The sequence below is a fragment of the Klebsiella sp. D5A genome (genome assembly GCF_001620885.1).
GTDB lineage: Bacteria > Pseudomonadota > Gammaproteobacteria > Enterobacterales > Enterobacteriaceae > Klebsiella > Klebsiella variicola.
The window spans coordinates 68,019-91,939 of record NZ_LOAR01000013.1 but is presented as its reverse complement, the minus strand read 5'-3'; the positions used below and the strand labels follow the sequence as shown (position 1 = coordinate 91,939).

At 57.1% G+C, this 23,921-nt stretch carries 18 protein-coding genes and 1 pseudogene; 7 read left to right on the top strand and 12 right to left on the bottom strand.

Annotated features, from left to right (window positions below; genetic code table 11):
* Position 1: 1 nt before the first annotated feature.
* A complete protein-coding gene (bglK, locus tag AS136_RS18845) occupies positions 2-895 on the bottom strand; it encodes a beta-glucoside kinase BglK (protein WP_023323093.1) in 894 nt (297 codons plus the stop codon).
* A 263-nt stretch (positions 896-1,158) separates the two neighbouring features.
* Between bglK and purM the strand changes: the two genes are divergently transcribed.
* The 4 genes from purM (at position 1,159) to ppx (ending at position 6,610) form a co-directional block, all read left to right on the top strand.
* Complete coding sequence (gene purM / locus AS136_RS18840) at positions 1,159-2,196, top strand: phosphoribosylformylglycinamidine cyclo-ligase (protein ID WP_008803825.1); 1,038 nt, start codon at positions 1,159-1,161, stop codon at positions 2,194-2,196.
* Complete coding sequence (gene purN, locus AS136_RS18835) at positions 2,193-2,834, top strand: phosphoribosylglycinamide formyltransferase (protein WP_012540904.1); 642 nt, start codon at positions 2,193-2,195, stop codon at positions 2,832-2,834. Before purM ends, purN begins: the two co-directional genes overlap by 4 nt.
* A gap of 179 nt (positions 2,835-3,013) precedes the next feature.
* Positions 3,014-5,074, top strand: a complete 2,061-nt coding sequence (gene ppk1 / locus AS136_RS18830; protein ID WP_002913838.1) for a polyphosphate kinase 1 — start codon at positions 3,014-3,016, stop codon at positions 5,072-5,074.
* Positions 5,075-5,077: 3 nt separating this feature from the next.
* Positions 5,078-6,610 (top strand): exopolyphosphatase, encoded by a 1,533-nt coding sequence (gene ppx, locus AS136_RS18825; RefSeq protein ID WP_008803823.1) that lies wholly within the window; start codon positions 5,078-5,080, stop codon positions 6,608-6,610.
* A 55-nt stretch (positions 6,611-6,665) separates the two neighbouring features.
* Here ppx and AS136_RS18820 read toward each other — a convergent pair whose 3' ends face one another.
* Positions 6,666-8,894 carry a sensor domain-containing phosphodiesterase gene (locus AS136_RS18820; RefSeq protein WP_023323094.1) on the bottom strand — a complete coding sequence of 743 codons (2,229 nt, stop codon included), beginning with the start codon at positions 8,892-8,894 and terminating at the stop codon, positions 6,666-6,668.
* A 370-nt stretch (positions 8,895-9,264) separates the two neighbouring features.
* Between AS136_RS18820 and AS136_RS26010 the strand changes: the two genes are divergently transcribed.
* Positions 9,265-9,438, top strand: coding sequence for a YfgG family protein (locus AS136_RS26010; protein WP_012967451.1), 174 nt, complete (start codon positions 9,265-9,267; stop codon positions 9,436-9,438).
* A 99-nt stretch (positions 9,439-9,537) separates the two neighbouring features.
* Here the strand turns inward: AS136_RS26010 and AS136_RS18815 are convergent.
* Positions 9,538-10,447: pseudogene (locus AS136_RS18815) on the bottom strand (LysR family transcriptional regulator).
* A gap of 72 nt (positions 10,448-10,519) precedes the next feature.
* Between AS136_RS18815 and AS136_RS18810 the strand changes: the two are divergent.
* Entirely contained in the window at positions 10,520-11,809 is a 1,290-nt protein-coding gene (locus tag AS136_RS18810) for an MFS transporter (protein WP_023323096.1), read from the top strand.
* A 69-nt stretch (positions 11,810-11,878) separates the two neighbouring features.
* Here AS136_RS18810 and guaA read toward each other — a convergent pair whose 3' ends face one another.
* Positions 11,879-13,456: a glutamine-hydrolyzing GMP synthase gene (guaA, locus tag AS136_RS18805; RefSeq protein WP_008803811.1), complete on the bottom strand. Its 1,578-nt coding sequence runs from the start codon at positions 13,454-13,456 to the stop codon at positions 11,879-11,881.
* A 67-nt stretch (positions 13,457-13,523) separates the two neighbouring features.
* On the bottom strand, positions 13,524-14,990 hold the full coding sequence (gene guaB / locus AS136_RS18800) for an IMP dehydrogenase (RefSeq protein WP_004151980.1): 1,467 nt from the start codon (positions 14,988-14,990) through the stop codon (positions 13,524-13,526).
* 158 nt (positions 14,991-15,148) lie between these two features.
* On the opposite strand from guaB, the gene xseA reads away from it, so the two are divergent.
* Positions 15,149-16,540, top strand: a complete 1,392-nt coding sequence (gene xseA, locus AS136_RS18795; protein ID WP_023323097.1) for an exodeoxyribonuclease VII large subunit — start codon at positions 15,149-15,151, stop codon at positions 16,538-16,540.
* Here the strand turns inward: xseA and AS136_RS18790 are convergent.
* The 7 genes from AS136_RS18790 to ispG form a co-directional block, all read right to left on the bottom strand.
* Complete coding sequence (locus tag AS136_RS18790; protein ID WP_023323098.1) at positions 16,524-16,742, bottom strand: zinc ribbon domain-containing protein; 219 nt, start codon at positions 16,740-16,742, stop codon at positions 16,524-16,526. The genes xseA and AS136_RS18790 overlap by 17 nt on opposite strands.
* Before the next feature lie 49 nt (positions 16,743-16,791).
* The gene (locus AS136_RS18785) at positions 16,792-17,871 is read right to left on the bottom strand and encodes a Gfo/Idh/MocA family oxidoreductase (protein WP_023323099.1); all 1,080 of its coding nucleotides are present in this window, start codon (positions 17,869-17,871) and stop codon (positions 16,792-16,794) included.
* Between the two features lie 117 nt (positions 17,872-17,988).
* Positions 17,989-19,467: a ribosome biogenesis GTPase Der gene (der, locus tag AS136_RS18780; RefSeq protein ID WP_008803808.1), complete on the bottom strand. Its 1,479-nt coding sequence runs from the start codon at positions 19,465-19,467 to the stop codon at positions 17,989-17,991.
* A gap of 113 nt (positions 19,468-19,580) precedes the next feature.
* The gene (gene bamB, locus AS136_RS18775) at positions 19,581-20,759 is read right to left on the bottom strand and encodes an outer membrane protein assembly factor BamB (RefSeq protein ID WP_008803807.1); all 1,179 of its coding nucleotides are present in this window, start codon (positions 20,757-20,759) and stop codon (positions 19,581-19,583) included.
* A 10-nt stretch (positions 20,760-20,769) separates the two neighbouring features.
* Positions 20,770-21,390, bottom strand: a complete 621-nt coding sequence (locus AS136_RS18770) for a YfgM family protein (protein WP_023323100.1) — start codon at positions 21,388-21,390, stop codon at positions 20,770-20,772.
* A gap of 34 nt (positions 21,391-21,424) precedes the next feature.
* Positions 21,425-22,699, bottom strand: coding sequence for a histidine--tRNA ligase (gene hisS, locus AS136_RS18765; protein ID WP_012540880.1), 1,275 nt, complete (start codon positions 22,697-22,699; stop codon positions 21,425-21,427).
* Between the two features lie 91 nt (positions 22,700-22,790).
* Positions 22,791-23,912: a flavodoxin-dependent (E)-4-hydroxy-3-methylbut-2-enyl-diphosphate synthase gene (gene ispG, locus AS136_RS18760; RefSeq protein ID WP_008803805.1), complete on the bottom strand. Its 1,122-nt coding sequence runs from the start codon at positions 23,910-23,912 to the stop codon at positions 22,791-22,793.
* Positions 23,913-23,921: the final 9 nt, after the last annotated feature.

Genomic DNA, 23,921 nt, shown 5'->3' with positions numbered 1-23,921 from the left:
CCTAATGTCGATCGTCGCCAGGCGAACGATAGTGCTGATTGAAATGGTAAACCGCGCCAATCAGGCCGGCATCGTTGCCGTGACTGACGGTATCGAGATAGTCGGCAATGCCAAACCAGGCCAGATGCTGGCGCAGCAGCGCCAGAAATCCGCGACGTTCCACAATGCCGCCGCCGATAAAAATGGTCTGCGGATCGAAGATATTAACGAGGTTATAAAGGCCATGGCCCAGGCCATTGAAGAACTCGGCGACCAGACGCTGGCAAACCGGGTCGCCGGCGTCATAGCGGTCAAAAATCATTTCGCCTGTCACGCTCTCCAGCGGCGCAGCGATATGTTCCGCATAGCGATGGCGCAGCACTCTGAGGGTGCAGTTCTCATTCATCGAATAGCGACGAGGATCGCGTCCGCCGGGACGATCGGTGAGCATGTAGCCGAATTCACCGGCACGAAAACGCGCCCCGTGAACCAGCTGGTGGTGGCAATAAATCGCGCCACCAATGCCGGTGCCAATGGTGAGTACCAGAAAATTGGCCATTTCCGCCGCTTTGCCCTGCCAGCGCTCGGCCAGCAGCACACAGTTGGCATCATTTTCAACTGAGACCGGCAGTCCGGTCCGGGCTTCAAGCCATGCTTTCATGGCGAAGTTATCAAATCGACGAATAGCGCCGCCCATGGTGATAAAGCCGCTGTGCGGATCAACATAGCCTGGCGCGCTGATGGCTACCCCTTCACACGACGGGTGGGCCGCCAGCCATGACAGCATTGCCTGTAAGATATGATCGCCATCGCTGTCATTGATCGACTGCTTCGCGCTTTCCAGTAGCCTGCCATCGCGGGTCATCACGCCCATCTTTAATGCGGTGCCACCGATATCAAATGCCGCAATTTTCATTCATCCCTCTCCTGACCAGCGTCAATCACTGGCAAAATGCGTGGCAAACCAACACAGAAACCGGTTTCAGTCTTATGATGAGGATTCCTTAAGGCTGAGGCAAGCACAAGACTGTACCCGGTTTCATTTTCGTGAGCAGTATCAAATTTGACCATCTATCCGCTGTTTCACGCCGACTGTAAAGCAGGCTCGCAAACGTTTGCTTTCCCTGTTAGAATTGCGCCGATTTTTCTTGCTTACCGCAAACGCGTGGAGACTTCGCAGTGACCGACAAAACCTCTCTCAGCTATAAAGATGCCGGCGTGGATATTGATGCAGGCAACGCTCTCGTCGACCGTATTAAGGGCGTGGTGAAGAAAACCCGTCGCCCGGAAGTGATGGGGGGACTGGGCGGATTCGGCGCGCTGTGCGCACTGCCGCAGAAATACCGCGAGCCGGTACTGGTCTCCGGCACCGACGGCGTCGGTACCAAGCTGCGTCTGGCAATGGATCTGAAGCGTCACGACACCATCGGCATCGACCTGGTCGCCATGTGCGTGAACGACCTGGTGGTTCAGGGTGCTGAGCCGCTGTTTTTCCTGGATTATTACGCGACCGGTAAACTGGACGTCGATACCGCGGCCAGCGTCATTAACGGCATCGCCGAAGGCTGCCTGCAGTCCGGTTGCGCGCTGGTGGGCGGTGAAACCGCAGAAATGCCGGGGATGTATCACGGTGAAGATTACGACGTAGCGGGTTTCTGCGTCGGGGTGGTGGAAAAATCAGAAATCATCGACGGCAGCAAAGTGGCCGACGGCGACGTGCTGGTGGCGCTGGCGTCCAGCGGCCCGCACTCTAACGGCTATTCACTGGTGCGTAAGATCATTGAGGTTAGCGGCGTTGACCCGCAGACCACCGACCTTGACGGCAAACCGCTGGCCGACCATCTGCTGGCGCCAACCCGCATCTATGTGAAATCGGTGCTCGATCTGATCGCCAGCGTTGACGTCCACGCTATCGCCCACCTGACCGGCGGCGGTTTCTGGGAAAATATTCCGCGCGTGCTGCCGGATAACACCCAGGCGATCATTGATGAGTCCTCCTGGCAGTGGCCGTCCGTCTTCAACTGGCTGCAAACCGCCGGTAACGTCAGCCAGCATGAAATGTACCGTACCTTTAACTGCGGCGTGGGGATGGTTATCGCCCTACCGGCTGCAGAAGCAGACAAGGCCATTGCCCTGCTGAACGAGAAAGGTGAAAACGCGTGGAAAATCGGGTATATCAAAGCTTCCGATTCCGAACAGCGTGTGGTCATTGCATGAAAAACATCGTGGTGCTGATTTCCGGTAGCGGCAGCAATTTGCAGGCGATCATCGACGCCTGCGGCCGGAAACAGATAAACGGCACCCTGCGGGCGGTATTCAGTAACAAGGCTGATGCGTTTGGCCTTGAACGCGCGCGCGCGGCCGGCATCCCGGCCCACGCGCTGGCGCAAAGTCAGTTTGCCGACCGGGAAGCATTCGATCGTCAGCTGATGCATGAAATCGACGCCTACGCCCCGGATTTGGTAGTGCTGGCGGGCTATATGCGTATCCTGAGCCCGGCGTTCGTCAGCCATTATCAGGGACGTCTGCTGAACATCCATCCTTCGTTACTGCCGAAGTATCCTGGCCTGCATACTCATCGTCAGGTGCTGGAAAACGGTGATGAGGAACATGGGACCTCGGTGCACTTCGTCACTGATGAGCTGGACGGCGGTCCGGTTATCCTGCAAGCCAAGGTGCCGGTCTTCGCTGGCGACAGCGAAGATGAGGTGACGGCGCGGGTTCAGGCCCAGGAACATGCCATTTATCCGCTGGTCATCAGCTGGTTCGTCGATGGGCGTCTGCGCATGGCAGGCAACCACGCCTGGCTGGATGAACGACAACTTCCGCCCCAGGGCTATGCCGCTGAAGAATGAACAACAGCCCCGCCTTTTCCTGTCGCGGGGCTTTTTTTTAATTAAAATTGTTTATTAATCAATCATCTCACAGAAATATTTCTTCTTACTGTCATATTGTTGTGACACAGTAAATCGCTATGCAGAAAAATTCGTCATAATAGTCTACGTCCTGTGAGTAAAACGGAGTGTGAGCGGTAATGGGCCAGGAAAAGCTATACATCGAAAAAGAACTCAGCTGGTTGTCTTTTAACGAACGCGTGCTGCAGGAAGCGGCGGACAAAAGTAACCCGCTGATTGAGCGCATGCGCTTCTTAGGGATCTACTCCAACAACCTTGATGAGTTTTACAAAGTGCGCTTCGCTGAGCTTAAGCGCCGGATTATTATCAGTGAAGAACAAGGCAGTACCGCCCATTCTCGCCACCTGTTAGGCAAAATCCAGGCCCGCGTTCTGAAGGCCGATCAGGAATTCGATAGTCTGTATAACGAACTGCTGCTGGAGATGGCGCGCAACCAGATCTTCCTCATCAACGAGCGCCAGCTGTCCGTCAATCAGCAGGCCTGGCTGCGCAACTACTTCAAACAGTATTTGCGTCAGCATATCTCGCCGATCCTGATTAACCGTGAAACGGACCTCGTGCAGTTCCTGAAAGATGATTACACCTATCTGGCGGTGGAGATTATCCGCGGGGAAAACATCAACTATGCCCTGCTGGAAATTCCGTCAGACAAAGTGCCGCGCTTCGTAAACCTGCCGCCGGAAGCGCCTCGCCGCCGTAAACCAATGATCCTCTTGGATAACATCCTACGCTACTGCCTGGATGATATATTTAAAGGCTTCTTTGATTACGATGCGCTGAACGCCTACTCGATGAAAATGACCCGTGACGCCGAGTACGATCTGGTGCATGAGATGGAGTCAAGCCTGATGGAGCTGATGTCTTCCAGCCTCAAGCAGCGCTTAACCGCCGAGCCGGTTCGCTTCGTCTACCAGCGCGATATGCCGGACGCGATGGTCGAAATGCTGCGCGATAAGCTCTCCATCTCCAATTACGACTCGATGCTGCCGGGCGGCCGCTACCACAACTTTAAAGACTTTATCGGCTTCCCGAATGTGGGTAAGGCTAATCTGGTCAATAAGCCTATGCCGCGCCTGCGTCATCTGTGGTTTGATAAATTCCGCAACGGCTTCGACGCCATCCGCGAACGCGACGTCCTGCTCTACTATCCCTATCACACTTTTGAGCATGTGCTGGAGCTGCTGCGTCAGGCCTCGTTCGACCCCAGCGTACTGGCGATCAAAATCAACATCTACCGTGTAGCCAAAGATTCGCGCATCATTGACGCGATGATCCACGCCGCCCACAACGGTAAAAAAGTCACCGTGGTAGTGGAGCTGCAGGCACGCTTCGATGAAGAGGCTAACATTCACTGGGCGAAACGCCTGACGGAAGCGGGGGTCCACGTGATCTTCTCCGCGCCGGGTCTGAAGATCCACGCCAAGCTGTTCCTTATCTCGCGTAAAGAAGGCGATGAGGTGGTGCGCTACGCCCATATCGGTACCGGTAACTTTAACGAGAAGACCGCGCGGATCTACACCGACTATTCGCTGTTAACCGCCGATGCGCGCATTACCAATGAAGTCCGCCGCGTGTTTAACTTTATTGAAAACCCCTACCGCCCGGTCAGCTTCGATTACCTGCTGGTGTCGCCGCAGAACTCGCGCCGTCTGCTGTATGAGATGATCGATCGCGAGATCGCCAATGCGCAGAACGGGCAACCCTCCGGGATTACGCTGAAGCTGAACAACCTGGTGGATAAAGGGCTGGTGGACAGACTGTACGCCGCCTCAAGCTCCGGCGTGCCGGTCAATCTGTTGATCCGCGGCATGTGCTCGCTGATCCCTGGACTGGAAGGCATCAGCGAGAATATCCGCGTCATTAGCATCGTTGACCGTTTCCTCGAGCACGACCGGGTCTACTGTTTTGAAAACGGTGGCGATAAACAGGTCTGGCTCTCCTCTGCCGACTGGATGACGCGTAACATCGATTACCGTATTGAAGTTGCCGCCCCGCTGCTCGACCCGCGTCTGAAACAGCGAGTGCTGGATATTTTTGATATCTTGTTCAACGATACGGTAAAAGCGCGCTATCTTGATAAAGAACTGAGTAATCGCTATGTGCCGCGCGGCAATCGCCGTAAAGTGCGTGCACAGATGGCGATTTACGATTATCTCAAATCACTCGAACAACCCGACTAACCTATGCCAATAAACGAAATAACCCCTCGGCCGCAGGAATTCGCTGCGGTCGACCTTGGTTCGAACAGTTTTCATATGGTGATCGCCCGTGTCGTCGATGGCGCCATGCAGATCATTGGACGCCTGAAACAGCGCGTGCATCTGGCCGATGGCCTTGATGAAAACTCGGTGTTGAGCGAAGAAGCGATGACCCGCGGGCTGAACTGCCTGTCGCTGTTTGCTGAACGTCTGCAAGGGTTCTCCCCTTCCAGCGTCTGCATCGTCGGGACGCATACGCTGCGTCAGGCGACCAACGCGGCGGAGTTTCTGAAACGCGCGGAAAAAGTGATCCCCTACCCGATCGAGATCATCTCCGGCAATGAAGAAGCGCGCCTGATTTTTATGGGCGTTGAGCATACGCAGCCGGAGCGCGGTCGTAAGCTGGTGATTGATATCGGCGGCGGTTCGACCGAGCTGGTCATCGGTGAAGATTTTGAGCCCCGCCTGGTGGAAAGCCGTCGCATGGGCTGCGTGAGCTTCTCGCAAGCCTACTTCCCTGGCGGGACAATCAATAAAGAAAATTTCCAGCGTGCTCGTCTTGCGGCGGTACAAAAACTGGAAACCCTGGCCTGGCAGTTCCGTATTCAGGGCTGGACCGTGGCGCTGGGCGCCTCCGGCACCATTAAAGCTGCGCAGGAAGTGCTGGTGGCCATGGGTGAGAAGGACGGGTTTATTACGCCGGAACGCCTCGAAATGCTGGTCAGTGAGCTGCTGAAGCATAAAAACTTCGACGCGCTCAGTCTGCCAGGCCTCTCTGAAGATCGTAAAGCGGTCTTTGCGCCGGGGCTGGCGATTCTGTGCGGCGTGTTTGACGCGCTAGCCATTAAAGAACTTCGTCTGTCCGATGGCGCCCTGCGTGAAGGCGTGCTGTACGAAATGGAAGGCCGCTTCCGCCACCAGGATATTCGTAGCCGCACAGCGCAGAGTCTGGCGAATCAGTACAATATCGATCGCGAACAGGCACGCCGGGTGCTGGAAACCACCACCCATATGCTGGAACAGTGGCAGGAACAGAACCCCAAGCTGGCCAATCCGCACCTTGCGGCGCTGTTGAAGTGGGCGGTGATGCTCCATGAGGTAGGGCTGAATATCAACCATAGCGGTATGCATCGCCACTCGGCCTACATTCTGCAGAACAGCGACCTGCCGGGCTTCAACCAGGAGCAGCAGATGCTGATGGCCACCCTGGTGCGCTATCATCGCAAAGCGATAAAACTCGACGACCTGCCGCGCTTTACGCTGTTCAGGAAGAAGCAGTTTCTGCCGCTGATCCAGCTGCTGCGCCTGGGCGTGCTGCTGAATAACCAGCGTCAGGCCACCACCACGCCGCCGACCCTGCGGCTGCAGACGGAAGCTCACCACTGGACGCTGACCTTCCCGCACAACTGGTTTAGCCAGAATGCGCTGGTGCTGTTGGATCTGGAAAAAGAGCAGCAGTACTGGGAAGGTGTGCCGGAATGGCTGCTGAAGATTGCAGAAGAAGAGCCAGACGCCTGATCGGCGCTCCTGAATATTCTCCATGCCGGGCCATCGCGCCCGGCTTTTTTCTGCTTCAGGCAGTCATCCCTTCCGCCAGCTGCGCCAGTGGTACCGGTACGCCGATATCGTAGCCCTGCAAATAATCGATCCCCAGCGCGATGACCGTCTGGCGTATCTCCGGCGACTCGACATATTCAGCCACCACCTGCATGTTCTTCATACGCGCCAGACGACAAATAGAATCCACCACCTGGTAATCGAGACTGCTGGCAAGCAGATTGCGAATAAAGCTGCCGTCGATTTTAAGAATGTCGACGTTCATCGTTTTTAACCGGGCGTAGCTGGCGTAGCCGGTACCAAAATCATCGATCGCCACCCGGCAGCCCAGCGCCCGCAGATGCTCTAAAGTCTGACAGACCAGCTCAGGGTTACTGAGCGCATAGTTCTCGGTCAATTCGAAAATAATCTGCCATGGCTCAATGTTGTACGTCTGCAGCAGCGCTTCGACTTCCTGAGGAAACTGGCTGCGGCTCAACGTGACCGGAGAGAGATTGATCGCCAGCCGCAGACCGGGCAGTGCCCGCCGGTGGGTATCCATAAAGGCTAGCGTGTGCTCAATGACCCACTGATCCACACGAGAGGAGAGGCCAAACTCGTGCGCCACCGGCAGGAACGCGTTTGGCCCCGTCAGTTCACCCGACTCCCCTTCCATCCTCAGCAACACTTCATGGTAGTTATCGCCGCGGATGCCCTGGATAGGCTGCGCCATCAGGACAAAGTGGTCTTGCTCCAGCGCCTTGAGGATGCGATTCATCATCACCACTTTATCTTTCAGATCCTGCTGAACATGGCCGGCGCCGCGGCGCTGCATATTCTCCGGATGGCCGCTGGCCAGCGACATGTCGGCAATCGTGTTTAGTTCGCCAAGCAGCAAATACAGATGCTTGACTGGTGAGCGAACGTTGCAATAGCTCATGCCGATCCGCGGCTGGAGGGGAACCCCGTCCCAGTAGAAACGGAACTGCCGCAGGGAGCGGTCGATCAAATGAATACGCGCCTGATGCCCTTCACTGTTGAGGCGAAAAACCAAGTCATGGCCGGCAAGGTGATACACCGCTTCGTTAGGCTGCAGCAACGCGCTCAGGTGGTTCGCCAGCATTTGCTTATACTGAATGCGTAACAATACGCCGTAGTGGCGGCCCAGCAGTTCCAGCTCAGGAATGCGCAAAAAACAGAGCGTCGACCAGCTCGAGCCATTGAGCGCCCGACTCAGCGCCCGCAGATTAGGCATATGTACGACCGGGTCGAGGAAAGCCATCTGCCGGACGCGAGCGTAGATCAGCCGCTGCTGTGTCGCCAGCATCGCCGTGTAGGCGACAATAAACGAGAAGACCAGATAGCTTGACGAGGTGATCGCCAGTTGGGTGTTATAGCTTGGATAAACCGGTAAGTAACGGTAATGAAAATGGATCACGGCAATCAGTACCGGCGTCCAGATCAGCGAGATAAAACGATAACCAAAACGCATGGCTCCCCAGAGCATGACCGGCATAAGTAATGATAACGTATAATTCGTACTAAATATGGTGCTGGTATCATTAAGCGGCATCAATAATAGCCCCAGCAGCAGGATTAATATCGCCGCCCAGCAAATGATTTCAATTGTTTTTATTTTTGGATCAATTTGTAAGCGAACCTGAGAAATAAATCCGCGAACATGAAAAGGGTTCCGAATTATCCGTAGCAGAAAATAACACAGCGGCACGCCCGTCAGACACCCCACCATCAGCGCCTGAAAGGTGACTAACGACCGTAAACTAAAGGGCGTAATCCCCGTCATCTCCGTCGTACGTGGATGCAGTCCCAGATACTCAGCGATCTGTGACAGAATAAGAAAAATGACCGAGGGAAGCAGCATCTGCCAGAACAGACGGTGCGGCATCAGTTTGACGTTACCGTGCGAGACCTGCTGGCGCCGGGGTACAAAGATGCGATATCCGCCCCAGCACAGCACGCAGGGGATGAGAAAATGAAACAACACGCCGATAGCCTGCTCGGGCGTCATTCCTCGGGCCAGCGTGAGCAGCAGGCCAATAATAATACCCGGGATCGCCGCCCAACCGAAAAACATCATCAGGCTGAGTACTAATGCCAGAGGAAGATAATAAAGGAATACCATGTGGCCATTGAGCATGGTGTAGGTATTCGCCCATCTGGCGAAGGGTAATAACAGCGAGGGCAGAACAAGCGGTAAAGCCCACCACTTGTCGCGATATTGTTGATAATATTTTAATAAATTCATAGGTGCTCTACAGAGAGCCTCTGCTCCTGCGAGGCATATTCAGGCAGGCATCCAACCACCCCATGCTGACCGCATAAGTAATAACGATACGGTAATGTTCGCTGATTTTAGTGGTCAAGAGAATGGGACTGTTGATATAAATCAACAAATACTGACGCTAACATTAATAAAACTTATTTTTTTACCTTTTTATTGCTAATAAAGTGAGCATGTAAATACGATGATTATCTTATATAACATTAATTAATGTTTTCACTGCGGCACTTTTACATCTGCATCAATTGACCCCACCTCGTTCCTGTGCCTTAATACCCCCATCGCCCATCTTCGGGTATACTTCAAGGAACCTTTTGTGAGTCAGGCACCCAGTATGCGTAAACGACATCGATTTAACCGTCGCATGACCCGTATCGTACTGCTTATCAGCTTTCTCTTCTTCTTTGGACGCTTTGTCTACTCCTCCATCGGCGCCTGGTACCATCACCAAGATAAAAAAGCGTCGCAGGAGTCTTCACTCACCGTCGAGCCCTCCGCTCGCGAGTAATCCTTTGATTATAATACTGGAAGCGCCACACTCCGCAGACAGAGTCGCTCGCTGCTGATGTATTGTCTTTGATGCGGTAATTTTGCCGTCGGCGATTTATCAGTGCACGGCATGCAGCAGGCGCAGCATTTCTGCGATACCTTTTGTCACAATTTTGTCCTGACGCATGACTACCGCCAGCTGTCGATATAGCCGCGGCGCCAGCGAGTGCACGCTTAATCCGTCGCGATCCTTCTCCTGCTCCACCGCCATGCGGGGCACGATGCTGTAGCCCAGCCCTGCCCGCACCATCCGTTTAATCGCCTCGATGCTGCCCAACTGCATCACCGGCGTGACCGCCACTCCCGCCGAGCGGAACCAGCGGTCAATCAGATCCCGGGTGCCGCTGCCGGCTTCGAAGGCAATGAGCGGCAGATCCAGCAGTTCAGCAGGAGTATAATCCGCCAGCGTCCCCGTCTCGTGACTGGCATGGATAACCACGAACTCCTCGTCAACCACTGAGGTCACCGCCAGACTGCGTCCCTGTACGGGCAAGGTAACCAGCCCGAGATCGAGGCGATTTTCCTCCACCGCCCGGACGATATCCAGCGTGTTGCCGGTGGTCACCCCCACCGTCAACAGCGGATGCTGCTGACGAAGATGCTGCAGCAGCGGCGGGAGAAGATGAATGCAGGCCGTCGCGCCGGTCCCCAGCGTTACCGCCCCATTAACTTCCTGACTGAATGCGCTGACCGACTGCATTGCGCTATTCACCGCCCGATCGATCTGCTCGCTGTGGGCCAGCAGTGCCATTCCCGCCGCCGTCGCCTTGATCCCGCGGCCGGTACGCTCCAGCAAACGGGTCTGTAAAAACTGCTCCAGCTGACGCACCTGCAGGCTAACGGCAGGTTGGGAGATCCCCAGCGCGTCGGCGGCGGCAGAAAAGCTGCCGCGCTGTACGACCAGCCGGAAGGTCGCCAGGTTTCCCAGGTTCAGTGTTGTCATACAAAGTTTCTCTTATACCGCGCATAAGGTGGCCGCTCTGCCAGAACAATAGCCTGCCGGGTATGCTCAGGACAACTGCCTTAACGGAATGAAAACCATGGAAACACGCGCTATTCCCCGACGGCTCGCCTTCACCGCGGGCGGTCAGCAACTGATCAACTGGGGGATCTCTTTTTATATGCCCGGCACCTTTGCCGGGGCTATCGCCGCCGACAAAGGATGGTCCTTGCCGCAGATCTATCTCGGCCTGACGCTCGCCATGCTGATGATGGCCGCTGTTTCTCCGTTCGTTGCCAGGCTGCTGGCTCGCTTTGGCGGAAGGCTGGTGGTCACCAGCGGAACCTTACTGATAGCCGCCAGCTGCGCCATGATGGCCTGGCGCCCTTCGCTGGCCGGCTGGTACGGCGCCTGGCTGCTGACCGGCATCGGCATGCGGCTTTCGCTATATGATGCGCTGTTCGCCACAGTGGTGAATCTGTACGGTCAGCAGGCGCGGAAAACTATCTCTCATATCACTCTCGCTGGCGGTCTGGCCTCTGCCCTCTTCTGGCCGCTGGGCGAGGCGTTATTAACCATCATGCCCTGGCAGAATGCCTTGCGGATCTATGCGCTGTTTGGCCTGCTGAGCGCATGGCTGAGTTATCAACTGCCTCGCCAGCGGCTCAGTTCACCGGCGAAATCACCAGCCTCGCAAGCGACAGCAGAGGGCGACCGGCGTAACGGGGCGCGTTACGCGATCTTTATTGCGCTGATCACCTTCATCTCTAACGGCACCTCCACCCATCTGCCGGAGTTTATCAGCCACTTTGGTCTGCCGGTTGCCGTCGGTATGCTGTGGGGATTCGGCCAGACCGGCGCCCGGCTGGGGGAAGTGCTGGCCGGTCCCCGGGTCACCCCACTCACGCTGACGCGTTTTACCGCGCTCGCCATGCCGCTCTGTTTTCTCCTTGGATTGAGCAGCACGGCTTATGCCGGATGCGCAGCCGGGTTTGTGCTGGGCTATGGCGCGATTAACGGGCTGGTGACGATTGTCAAAGCAACGCTACCGCTGGCGCTGTTTAGCGCAGAAAGCTATGCCTGCCGCACCGGTATCCTGCTAATCCCCGGGCAACTGATGGCGGCTGCCTCACCCTTTGCCTACGCATGGCTGAACCACCGGCTGGGCATTATCGGCGGAATGTGGGTGTCCACCGGGTTAACGTTGATCGTTGCCGGACTGGCGCTGGCGATGGTGCGCGGGGCGGGCAAGGCACAGCCGGGCAAATTTCCCGCCCTTCATCCGACGGCGGCAAAAAATGGGCCAGCTGAACATCTGCCGGAACCGCAAACGGGGAATTCACAGGGAAACCTCACCCTGCCAGATAACCTTCTGGGACGACGGGATTGAAGGGATGTCTAAAGTAAAAAACCCTCTGTAAAAACAGAGGGTTTCGTTTCATTCAGCTAACGACGGGGATCATTCCCACTCAATCGTTGCTGGCGGCTTACCGCTGATGTCATACACCACGCGGGAGATACCGTTCACTTCATTGATAATGCGGTTAGAGACGCGGCCGAGGAAATCATACGGCAGGTGCGCCCAGTGCGCGGTCATAAAGTCGATGGTTTCCACCGCACGCAGGGAAACGACCCAGTCGTATTTACGCCCATCGCCCATCACGCCGACGGAACGAACCGGCAGGAACACGGTAAACGCCTGACTCACTTTGTTGTACAGGTCAGCTTTGTGCAGCTCTTCGATGAAGATAGCGTCCGCACGACGCAGCAGGTCGCAGTACTCTTTCTTCACTTCGCCCAGCACGCGCACGCCGAGGCCCGGGCCCGGGAACGGGTGACGGTAGAGCATATCGTACGGCAGGCCCAGTTCCAGACCGATCTTACGCACTTCGTCTTTGAACAGCTCACGCAGCGGCTCAACCAGCCCCATCTTCATCTCTTTCGGCAGGCCGCCCACGTTGTGGTGAGATTTGATGACGTGCGCTTTACCGGTAGCGGAAGCGGCAGATTCGATAACGTCAGGGTAGATGGTACCCTGCGCCAGCCATTTGACGTCGTCCAGCTTCAGCGCTTCTTCGTCGAACACTTCCACGAAGACGCGGCCGATGATTTTACGTTTCGCTTCCGGATCGTTCTCGCCTTTCAGCGCGTCGAGGAAGCGCTGCTCGCCTTCGACGTGAACAATGTTCAGGCCAAAGTGGTCGCCAAACATGTCCATCACCTGCTGCGCTTCATTCAGACGCAGGAGGCCGTTATCCACGAATACGCAGGTCAGGTTTTTGCCGATGGCGCGGTGCAGCAGCATCGCGGTCACGGAGGAGTCCACGCCGCCGGAGAGGCCGAGGATCACTTTGTCATCGCCAACCTGCTGGCGGATACGCTCGACGGCGTCGTCGATGATTTTCGCCGGAGTCCACAGGGCTTCGCACTGGCAGATGTCGCGCACGAAGCGCTCCAGCATACGCATCCCCTGACGGGTGTGGGTGACTTCCGGGTGGAACTGCACGCCGTAGAAGCGTTTTTCTTCGTTGGCCATAATGGCAAACGGGCAGTTGTCGGTGCTGGCGACGGTGACGAAGTCAGACGGGATGGCGGTAACTTTGTCGCCGTGGCTCATCCACACGTCCAGCAACGGTTTGCCGTCCGCGGTCAGGGAGTCTTCGATACCGCGCACCAGCGCGCTGTCGTTAACCACTTCAACCTGCGCGTAGCCAAACTCACGCTCGTTAGAACCTTCCACATGGCCGCCCAGCTGCATCGCCATGGTCTGCATGCCGTAGCAGACGCCAAATACCGGCACGCCGGCTTCAAACACATACTGCGGCGCGCGCGGGCTGTTCTCTTCGGTAGTACTTTCCGGGCCGCCGGAAAGAATGATGCCGCTTGGATTGAATTCGCGGATCTGTGCTTCTGTGACATCCCACGCCCACAGCTCACAGTAGACGCCCAGCTCACGCACGCGACGCGCCACCAGCTGAGTATACTGAGAGCCGAAGTCGAGGATGAGAATGCGATGTTTATGAATGTTTTCCGTCATTGACGCTAATTCCGAGGCAAGTGAAACAGAGTAAATAAATCGCCCGACGCTAGGTCGGGCGAAGAAATCAGGAGCCCAGACGGTAGTTCGGGGACTCTTTGGTGATGGTCACGTCGTGAACGTGGCTTTCCTGAATGCCCGCACCGCTGATGCGTACGAATTCAGCTTTGGTACGCAGCAGGTCAATGGTACCACAGCCGGTCAGACCCATACAGGAACGCAAACCGCCCATCTGCTGGTGAATAATCTCTTTCAGGCGACCTTTATAGGCCACGCGGCCTTCGATACCTTCCGGCACCAGTTTGTCAGCAGCGTTATCGCTCTGGAAGTAGCGGTCAGAGGAGCCTTTAGACATCGCGCCAAGAGAGCCCATGCCGCGGTAGGATTTGTAAGAACGGCCCTGGTAGAGTTCGATTTCACCCGGGGATTCTTCGGTACCCGCCAGCATAGAGCCGACCATCACCGCGGCCGCGCCGGCAGCGATGGCTTTGGCGATATCGCCGGAGAAACGGATACCGCCGTCAGCGATAACCGGAATACCGGTCCCTTCCAGTGCTTCCACCGCGTCGGAAACGGCGGTGATCTGCGGCACGCCCACACCGGTGACGATACGGGTCGTACAGATGGAGCCCGGGCCGATACCCACTTTCACCGCGCTGCAACCGGCTTCCGCCAGCGCGCGCGCGCCTGCACCGGTGGCCACGTTGCCGCCGATGATTTGCAGGTCCGGGTATTTCGCGCGGGTTTCACGAATGCGCTGCAGGACGCCTTCAGAATGACCGTGCGAGGAGTCGATCAGCAGAACGTCAACGCCCGCGGCTACCAGCGCGTCAACGCGCTCTTCGTTGCCGGCACCGGCGCCGACCGCCGCGCCTACGCGCAGACGGCCCTGCTCATCTTTACAGGCATTCGGTTTACGTTCTGCTTTCTGGAAATCTTTAACAGTGATCATGCCGCGCAGGTGGAAGCTCTCATCCACGACCAGCGCCTTCTCAACGCGTTTTTCGTGCATCTTAGCGAAGACCACCTCGCGGCTTTCGCCTTCACGTACGGTAACCAGACGCTCTTTCGGGGTCATATAGACGCTGACCGGCTGGTTCAAATCGGTGACGAAACGCACGTCGCGGCCAGTGATGATACCGACCAGCTCGTTCTCTTCGGTAACCACCGGGTAGCCGGCGAAGCCGTTACGCTCGGTCAGCTCTTTCACTTCACGCAGGGTGGTGGTTGGCAGAACGGTCTGCGGGTCGGTGACCACGCCGGACTCATGTTTCTTCACGCGACGAACTTCTTCCGCCTGGCGCTCGATGGACATGTTTTTGTGAATAAAGCCGATGCCGCCTTCCTGTGCCAGGGCAATAGCCAGACGCGCTTCCGTTACGGTATCCATGGCTGCGGAGAGCATAGGAATATTCAGACGAATGGTTTTCGTCAGCTGAGTGCTGAGATCGGCAGTATTCGGCAGAACGGTAGAATGAGCGGGAACGAGGAGGACGTCGTCAAACGTCAGGGCTTCTTTAGCGATACGTAGCATGGGCAATATCTCGACCAGGGTGGATAAATATTGCCGTGGCATTATACAGAGCGTAACCGATTGCATCTACCCTTTTTTGCAAATAATACTTGCCATCCCCTCTGAGCGCGTTACTATCGACTGAATAACCTGCTGATTTAAAGTTTGATCTTGCTCACATGTTACCCTCTCAATCCCCCGCAATTTTTACCGTAAGCCGCCTCAATCAGACGGTGCGTCTGCTGCTTGAGCGCGAAATGGGCCAGGTTTGGATCAGCGGCGAGATCTCTAACTTCAGCCAGCCTTCTTCCGGCCACTGGTACTTCACCTTAAAAGACGATAACGCCCAGGTGCGCTGCGCGATGTTCCGCAACAGCAACCGCCGGGTGACGTTTCGCCCACAGCACGGGCAGCAGGTGCTGGTTCGCGCCAACATCACCCTGTATGAGCCGCGCGGCGACTACCAGATTATCGTCGAAAGCATGCAGCCCGCCGGCGAAGGGTTATTACAGCAGAAGTATGAGCAGCTCAAAGCGCAGTTAACGGCGGAAGGACTGTTCGAGCAAAAACATAAGCAGGCGCTCCCCTCACCCGCCCACTGCGTCGGCGTCATCACCTCGAAAACCGGTGCGGCGCTGCACGATATTCTCCATGTTCTCAGGCGCCGCGATCCCGGGCTGCCGGTGATCATCTACCCAACCGCGGTCCAGGGTGACGACGCCCCCGGGCAGATTGTGCGCGCCATCGCGCTGGCCAACGCGCGCCAGGAGTGTGACGTACTGATTGTCGGACGCGGCGGCGGTTCGCTGGAGGATCTGTGGAGTTTTAACGATGAACGGGTGGCACGGGCTATTTTCGCCAGCCAGATCCCTATCGTTAGCGCCGTCGGCCATGAAACCGACGTCACGATCGCCGATTTTGTTGCCGACCTGCGAGCACCGACTCCCTCAGCCGCCGCGGAGATCGTCAGCCGCAATCAGCAGGAGCTGCTGCGCCAGCTGCAGTCCGGACAGCAGCGTCTGGAGATGGCGATGGACTATTTCCTCGCCAGTCGCCAGCGCCGTTTTACCCAGCTGTTCCATCGCCTGCAGCAACAGCATCCGCAGCTGCGCTTGGCCCGCCAGCAGACCGCCCTGGAACGCCTGCGCCAGCGGATGCGCATCGCCGTGGAATCGCAGCTTAAGCGCGCCGAACAGCGGCAAAAGCGCACCGTTCAACGTCTGGATCACTACAACCCGCAGCCACGGATCCACCGGGCGCAATCGCGGATCCAGCAGCTGGAATACCGGCTGGCGGAAAATATGCGTGGCCGCCTCAGCGAGCGGCGTGAACGGTTTGGCAACGCGGTGACCCATCTGGAGGCGGTGAGTCCCTTAGCCACTCTGGCGCGCGGCTACAGCGTCACCTCGGTGAATGACGGTACGGTGCTAAAGCAGACAAAACAGGTCAAAACCGGCGATCTGCTCACCACCCGCCTGAAAGACGGCTGGGTCGAAAGCGAAGTGAAGCAGATCGCGCCGGTGAAAAAAACGCGGGCCAGAAAGCCTTCACCCGCTAAACCAGCGGAATAAATTCCACCAGTTTTTTCGAGATCAGGCCATGCCCATGCTGGCAAAAGTAATCCACCGCGCCGCACGCCTTGAGCACCTCCAGCGGCTGGTGGCATTCCGGGCAGCGGGCCTCGAGGGCAAATACCCTTTCGCACTGGGCGCAATGCGCGCTGCTGCCTTTGACATCTAACGGCGCGTGGCACAGAGGGCAATCAAGTTCCATAACCATTCCTTTCAATGTTTATCTGCACCTATTTTATCATGTTCCGGCTTCAATGAGGGCCGCGTAATTGCTGCTGCAACCTGAGCAGCCATTCCACTTCCTCAAGCCGACGTCGCGTCAACCCGGCCACGCTGTCGGGCGCCCGGATAAACAGATTATCCGCGCCGAGGATCTGCTCATCGAGGCAGTGCGAATAGATCGTCCCGGGGCGGGTCCAGCGCTGGATCCGCTCGCCGTCGTGCAGCGTCACCACTTCGCCCTCAGGGGAGCGGTCGAGGATGAGGATTCGCCCGTCCCGCAGCCCTATCCGCATTCCCTTTTGCCCGCCCGCGGGGCCCGCGTATTTGTTTAGCCAGATATTAAGCGGGATAGTGCCCAGGGTTCCCTGCAGATGCGCCTCCCCCTCTGCGGTGACCGTATCCCCAGGGGCAATGTCATGGCCGAGGCGGTCTTTCGCCACCCGAAGGGAAAGGCTCAGCGCCGTATCGCTTCCGCTGGCGTGCAGGGTTTCGCGGAGCATCGCCAGGACATGGGTGCCGATATCGAGGATCACCCCATCAGGGTGACGCAGCTGCCGGGTATCCAGCTCCCCGGTGGCAAAATTGAGCGCGACCGGCTCTCCGGCAGCGTTAAAGCCGCTTGGCTCCTGTAAATAGCCTTCGAGCCAGACGATATCCTGCGCTGACAGGTGCGGCGGCGGCAGGCGGCTGGCCTCCCCTTCCGCCCGCCACCGTGGGCCAGGAGCGTTCAGCGCAACGCCTCGCGCCATCCAGTGGTCAAGAGCCAGCACCCGCGCGGCCTGCTCATGCGGCGCCAGCAGCGCCCGCAGCCGGGCGGCCTGCTCAAGGTTGGCCACGATCGGCTTTTCCACCACGATGCGGGAAATGCCGCTGGCTAACGCCCTCTCCAGCACGGGCAGATGCTGAAGTGATGAGGTGGTAATGAAGAGCGTATCCAGAGGTTCGGCCAGCAGTGCCGACAGCGAATTACAGCGCTGGATCCCCGGCAGCGCTCTGCTGCAGTCCAGGTCATAGCCATGGCAGCTGTCAATACGGTATCCCAGGCGACGCAGCGCCGGTAAATAGGCGGTTTCCACCACCGCGCCGAGGCCGATAAAACCAATCTGCATAGTAAGTCCACCTTTGAGCCGCTCTGTTCCCCGCGAAGTATCGCGGGATTATGGCGGAAGGTTTTGACATTTACCGGCATGGCGGCCACAAAAAACCCGCCGAAGCGGGTTTGATGATTATTTGCTTTTCTTGATGTGCTTGATCAGGCGCTTACGTTTACGCATCTGGTTCGGCGTCAGGGTGTTGCGCTTGTTGGCGAACGGGTTTTCCCCTTCCTTGAACTGGATCCGGATTGGCGTGCCCATCACGTCCAGGGATTTACGGAAGTAGTTCATCAGGTAGCGCTTGTAGGAATCCGGCAGATCCTTCACCTGGTTACCGTGGATCACCACGATAGGCGGGTTGTAGCCCCCGGCGTGGGCATATTTCAGCTTCACGCGACGGCCACGCACCAGCGGTGGCTGATGATCTTCCGCCGCCATGTTCATGATCCGGGTCAGCATCGCGGTGCTTACGCGGCGGGTGGCGCTGTCATAGGCTTCGCGTACCGATTCAAACAGGTTGCCGACGCCGCTACCGTGCAGGGCGGAGATGAAGTGCACCCGGGCAAAGTCGATAAAGCCCAGACGATAGTCGAGGGTCTCCTTCACCTGCTCCTTCACTTCCTGACTCAGGCCATCCCACTTGTTGACAACGATCACCAGCGAACGACCGCTGTTGAGGATAAAGCCCAGCAGCGAGAGGTCCTGATCGGAGATCCCTTCGCGAGCATCGATCACCAGCAGCACGACGTTGGCGTCTTCAATCGCCTGCAGCGTTTTGATCACCGAGAACTTTTCCACGACGTCGGTGATTTTCCCGCGCTTACGTACCCCGGCGGTATCGATGAGCACATATTCACGCTCGTCACGCTGCATCGGGATGTAAATACTGTCGCGGGTGGTGCCCGGCATATCGTAAACTACCACGCGATCTTCACCGAGGATGCGGTTGGTGAGGGTTGATTTACCGACGTTAGGGCGTCCAACAATCGCCAGCTTGATCGGCAGATCCTGCGGATTGAAGTCGTCCTCCGGCTCTTCTTCCGCTTCACCATTCTGCTCGGCTTCGAATTTTGCCCAGTATTCGGCGTCTTCATCCACCTCTTCCTGCGGGCTGATCTCATCCACCCATGGCAGCAGGGCCTGCTCCAGCAGGCTGGTCACGCCGCGGCCGTGCGAAGCAGCGATAGGATAGATATCACCCAGGCCTAAGGACCAGAAGTCCGCCATCGCCTGGTCGACATCGATGCCGTCGGTTTTATTGGCCACCAGGAAGGTGGGCTTTTCACGAGAGCGCAGATGTTTAGCGATGGCGATGTCCGCCGGCATCAGGCCTGCGCGCGCATCGACCATAAACAGCACCACATCGGCCTCTTCGATAGCCAACAGCGACTGCTCCGCCATCCGGGTTTCCACGCCCTCTTCCGTACCATCAATACCACCGGTATCGATACAGATGAATTCGCGGCCTTCGACTTCGGCCCGACCGTACTTACGGTCACGAGTCAGCCCCGGGAAATCCGCAACCAGCGCATCACGAGTGCGCGTCAGGCGGTTAAAGAGCGTGGATTTTCCAACGTTAGGGCGCCCGACAAGCGCGACCACAGGTATCATGTTAAATGCCTCATACAATCACTAAGCAACATCGTCTTAACGACGTTTTTAAAAAAGTCAAAACGGCCCCTGTCTGCCAGGGGCCGTTTCTTAATCATTCACGACAGCGGTAATTAACGCGTAATCGCGTACAGCGTACCGTCTTTCGCCTGGATCAGCAGTCGACCATCTGCAACCACCGGATCGGTCAGGAAGCCGGAACTATCGACTTTCTGCTGTGCCACAAAATGGCCATCTTCCGGATTCACCCAGTGCATGTAGCCTTCGCTATCACCGACGACCAGATTGCCATTATACAACACCGGCGCGGTCAGCAAACGGTGCAGCAGATCGCTTTGCGTCCACAGGGTCACACCACCATCGGTGGTCAGTGCCAGCAGGCGATCGTTCTGGTCAACCAGGTAGATACGGTTACCATCGACGATGAAATCATTCACCGAACCCAGCTCGCGTTTCCACATAATCTGGCCGCTACGCAGGTCCAGCGCGGTCAGGTTACCGTTATAAGCCAGCGCATAAACCACACCGTTAACGATGATCGGCGTCGTGTCGACGTCGTTCAGGCGGTCAATTTCCGTCGGGCCGGTGGCCGTAGAAATACGCTGCTGCCAAATCATCTGCCCCTGCTGCATCAATACTGCACTGACGCGGCCGTTGTCGCCTCCGACGATCGCCGCGCCATAAGCGGTCGCAGGCGCAGACTCGCCGCGCAGGGAGAGTGCCGGCATATCGAGGTTAACGGTCCACTTCACGGCACCATCGGTCTCATTCAACGCCTGCAGCTGGCCGTTACTGGTATGCACCAGCACCATGCCATCGCTCACCACCGGACGCGACAGCGCCTCGCCAGCAACGCGGGTTTGCCAGGCAACGGTACCATCGCTGGTATTCAGCGCATACAGCTGCGCTTTCTCACTGCCAATATAAACATGGCCGCCAGAGACGGTCACACCGCCGGAAAGCAGCGCTGGCACGCGCGAGAACCAGCCATCTTTCTCCGCCAGGTTCACAGACCACACCTCTTTGCCGTCGTCCGCGTTCAGCGCTTTGACGGTGCCTTTACGGTCAGCAGCATACACTACGCCGTCGGCGAAGGCCGGATGAAGGTTAGAGTAAAATTCGCCGATACCATCGCCAACCGAGGTGCTCCAGGACGTGGACGGCGTAAACTGGTTTTCTACCGTCGGCAGCGGTGACATTTTCACCACATCTTCTTCGCTATTAAACAGCGAACACCCGCTCAGCAAGGTAACGGAAAGCAGCCCTGGCAAAAGTAATTTACGCAATTGCATCGAGTCCCTCTCAGATGGAAAAATTATTCATTTTCATACGCATCATTTCGCTGAGCGCAGGAGAAGCATCGCTTTTCACGCCAGCTTCCCACGCCGCACGGGCCCCTTGCTTATCGCCTTTGCTCAACAGAATTTCGCCGCGCAAATCGGCCACAATGGCGGTCCAGCCCTCACCTTTGATGCTGTCGAGGGTTTTCAGCGCCGCATCAGCCTGTTTCATCTGCAGCTGAACGCGGGCAAGACGCATGCTGATAACCGATTTCAGGTTAGCATCAGACGCGGCCGCCAGCCCCTGCTGCAGCTGCTTTTCAGCGTTAGGCAGATCGTTCTGTTCAACAAAATGCTGTGCCAGCTCGAGAGAGGCGAAGGCGCCGTAGGTATTTTTATTGTCAGCCGCGAATTTCTCCGCCCCTGACAGTACTTCTGGCGTATTCGATTTCAGCGCGGAAGTCGCCTGTTCGTAAGCCAGAGACGCGTCTCTGGCCGTATCCTGCTGATGGGAGGTCCAGTAGCGCCAGCCAACCAGCGCGCCAATCCCTAAAATCACCCCGACCGCCAGCGCTTTGCCGTTTTCGGCAAAGAAGCGCTTCAGCGCATCGACCTGATCGTTCTCGTTGTTAAAAGTTTCCACGCAGTCCTTCTCCTGACTAATAATTCCCGGGAGATTAACCCAGAAGTGTGCGCAAATGCGCGGCAACGCTCTCCTGCGTTACGGTAGTTTGCTCACCTGAGCGTAAATCCTTCACTACCACGTTTCCGTCAGCGATCTCTGACTCACCGACCACCAGGGCGATACGGGCGCCCCACTTATCGGCGCGGGCAAACTGCTTCTTAAAGTTGCCGCCGCCGTGGTTGGTCATCAGCTTGACGCCGGGCAGCGCATCGCGAACCTGCTCAGCCAGACGCATTGCAGCAGACTGAGTATCGGTCCCGGAGGCTACCAGGTATATATCGACAACAGGATCGGCTTTAAATTCCGGATTCACTGCCTGGACCAGTAAAACAAGACGTTCCAGCCCCATAGCAAAGCCCACGCCCGGGGTGGCACGACCGCCCAGCTGCTCAACCAGGCCGTCGTAACGACCGCCGGCGCAGACGGTGCCCTGGGAACCGAGGCTGGTGGTTACCCACTCGAACACGGTACGGTTATAGTAGTCGAGGCCGCGTACCAGACGCTGGTTGACGGTGTAGCGGATCCCGGCATCGTCAAGCAGCGCGCACAGGCCGGCAAAGTGGGCTTTCGACTCTTCGTCGAGGTAGTCGCCGAGCGCCGGCGCGTCGTTCAGCAGCGCCTGCACGTCCGGGTTCTTGGAGTCCAGCACCCGCAGCGGGTTGGTGTACATCCGGCGTTTGCTGTCTTCATCCAGTTTATCGGTAAACTGCTCCAGGTAAGCGACCAGCGCGTCGCGGTAGTTGGCACGCGCTTCCAGCGAACCGATGGAGTTCAGCTCAAGGCTGACGTGATCGGAGATGCCCAGCTCACGCCACCAGCGCGCGGTCAGCATAATCAGCTCGGCATCAATGTCCGGGCCCTGCAGGCCAAACACTTCGGCGCCAATCTGATGGAACTGGCGGTAGCGACCTTTCTGCGGACGCTCGTGGCGGAACATTGGCCCGACGTACCACAGACGCTGTTCTTGATTGTACAGCAGACCATGTTCGATGCCGGCACGTACGCAGCCCGCCGTCCCTTCCGGACGCAGCGTCAGGCTGTCGCCGTTGCGGTCCTCAAAGGTGTACATCTCTTTTTCAACCACGTCGGTCACTTCGCCGATCGCGCGTTTGAATAACGGGGTCTGCTCTACAATCGGCAAACGGATTTCGCTGTAACCGTAGCTACCGAGCACCTGCTTCAGTGAGCCTTCAATGCGCTGCCAGAGAGCGGTTTCGCCCGGCAGATAATCGTTCATGCCACGGATGGCTTGAATGTTCTTTGCCACGTTTATTCTCTTTATATATACAAAAATGAACCCCGGCGCCTTGCGCCCGCAGGTTCAATCATACACGGGAAGCGTATCGCTTCCCAACACGTTATTTTGCTTCAAGCTGTTGAACGTCAATACGACGGGCTTCATCGAGCATCGAGGCTTTGGCACGAATACGCGCTTCCAGCTGGTCGATCATGTCGTCGTTGTCCAGTCGATCTTTACGCACGCCGTCTTCATACAGACCGCTTTTCTTGTTGCCGCCGGTCACGCCGAGGGTGGAGACCAGCGCTTCGCCCGGACCATTCACCACGCAGCCGATGATCGAAACATCCATCGGGGTGATGATATCTTCCAGACGCTGCTCCAGGGCGTTGACCGTACCGATAACGTCAAACTCCTGACGCGAGCAGGTTGGACAGGCAATGAAGTTAATGCCGCGAGCACGAATGCGCAGGGACTTGAGGATATCGAAGCCGACCTTGATCTCTTCCACCGGATCCGCCGCCAGCGAGACGCGCAGCGTATCGCCGATCCCCTCGGATAACAGCAGGCCCAGGCCGATCGCGGACTTCACCGCGCCGCTGCGTGCCCCACCCGCTTCGGTGATCCCGAGATGCAGCGGCTGATCGATCTGTTTCGCCAGCAGGCGATAAGACTCTACCGCCAGGAAGACGTCGGAGGCTTTAACGCTGACTTTAAACTGATCGAAGTTGAGGCGATCGAGATGATCGACGTGGCGCATAGCAGATTCGAGCAGCGCCTGCGGCGTCGGCTCGCCATATTTTTCCTGCAGATCTTTTTCCAGCGAGCCGGCGTTGACGCCGATGCGGATAGGAATGTTTTTATCGCGTGCGCAGTCCACAACCGTGCGAATGCGCTCTTCGTTGCCGATGTTGCCCGGGTTGATACGCAGGCAGTCAACACCGTATTCGGCGACTTTCAGCGCGATACGGTAGTCAAAATGGATATCGGCGACCAGCGGGACGTTGACCTGCTGTTTGATCAGTTTGAACGCTTCGGCGGCATCCATCGTCGGAACAGAGACGCGGACGATGTCCGCGCCGACGCGCTCTAACGCTTTGATTTGGCTTACCGTCGCGGCCACATCGGTGGTACGCGTATTGGTCATTGACTGGACGGCGATGGGGGCCCCATCGCCAATTGGCACATTACCAACGTAAATACGTTTAGATTTTCTACGTTGAATCGGAGCCTGGTTATGCATGAAAAATCT

Coding starts and splice junctions, on each gene's coding strand:
- bglK (WP_023323093.1), bottom strand. CDS start 895: ATGAAAATTGCGGCATTTGATATCGGTGGCACCGCATTAAAGATGGGC.
- purN (WP_012540904.1), top strand. CDS start 2,193: ATGAAAAACATCGTGGTGCTGATTTCCGGTAGCGGCAGCAATTTGCAG.
- ppk1 (WP_002913838.1), top strand. CDS start 3,014: ATGGGCCAGGAAAAGCTATACATCGAAAAAGAACTCAGCTGGTTGTCT.
- ppx (WP_008803823.1), top strand. CDS start 5,078: ATGCCAATAAACGAAATAACCCCTCGGCCGCAGGAATTCGCTGCGGTC.
- AS136_RS18820 (WP_023323094.1), bottom strand. CDS start 8,894: ATGAATTTATTAAAATATTATCAACAATATCGCGACAAGTGGTGGGCT.
- AS136_RS26010 (WP_012967451.1), top strand. CDS start 9,265: ATGCGTAAACGACATCGATTTAACCGTCGCATGACCCGTATCGTACTG.
- AS136_RS18810 (WP_023323096.1), top strand. CDS start 10,520: ATGGAAACACGCGCTATTCCCCGACGGCTCGCCTTCACCGCGGGCGGT.
- guaA (WP_008803811.1), bottom strand. CDS start 13,456: ATGACGGAAAACATTCATAAACATCGCATTCTCATCCTCGACTTCGGC.
- guaB (WP_004151980.1), bottom strand. CDS start 14,990: ATGCTACGTATCGCTAAAGAAGCCCTGACGTTTGACGACGTCCTCCTC.
- xseA (WP_023323097.1), top strand. CDS start 15,149: ATGTTACCCTCTCAATCCCCCGCAATTTTTACCGTAAGCCGCCTCAAT.
- AS136_RS18790 (WP_023323098.1), bottom strand. CDS start 16,742: ATGGAACTTGATTGCCCTCTGTGCCACGCGCCGTTAGATGTCAAAGGC.
- AS136_RS18785 (WP_023323099.1), bottom strand. CDS start 17,871: ATGCAGATTGGTTTTATCGGCCTCGGCGCGGTGGTGGAAACCGCCTAT.
- der (WP_008803808.1), bottom strand. CDS start 19,467: ATGATACCTGTGGTCGCGCTTGTCGGGCGCCCTAACGTTGGAAAATCC.
- bamB (WP_008803807.1), bottom strand. CDS start 20,759: ATGCAATTGCGTAAATTACTTTTGCCAGGGCTGCTTTCCGTTACCTTG.
- ispG (WP_008803805.1), bottom strand. CDS start 23,912: ATGCATAACCAGGCTCCGATTCAACGTAGAAAATCTAAACGTATTTAC.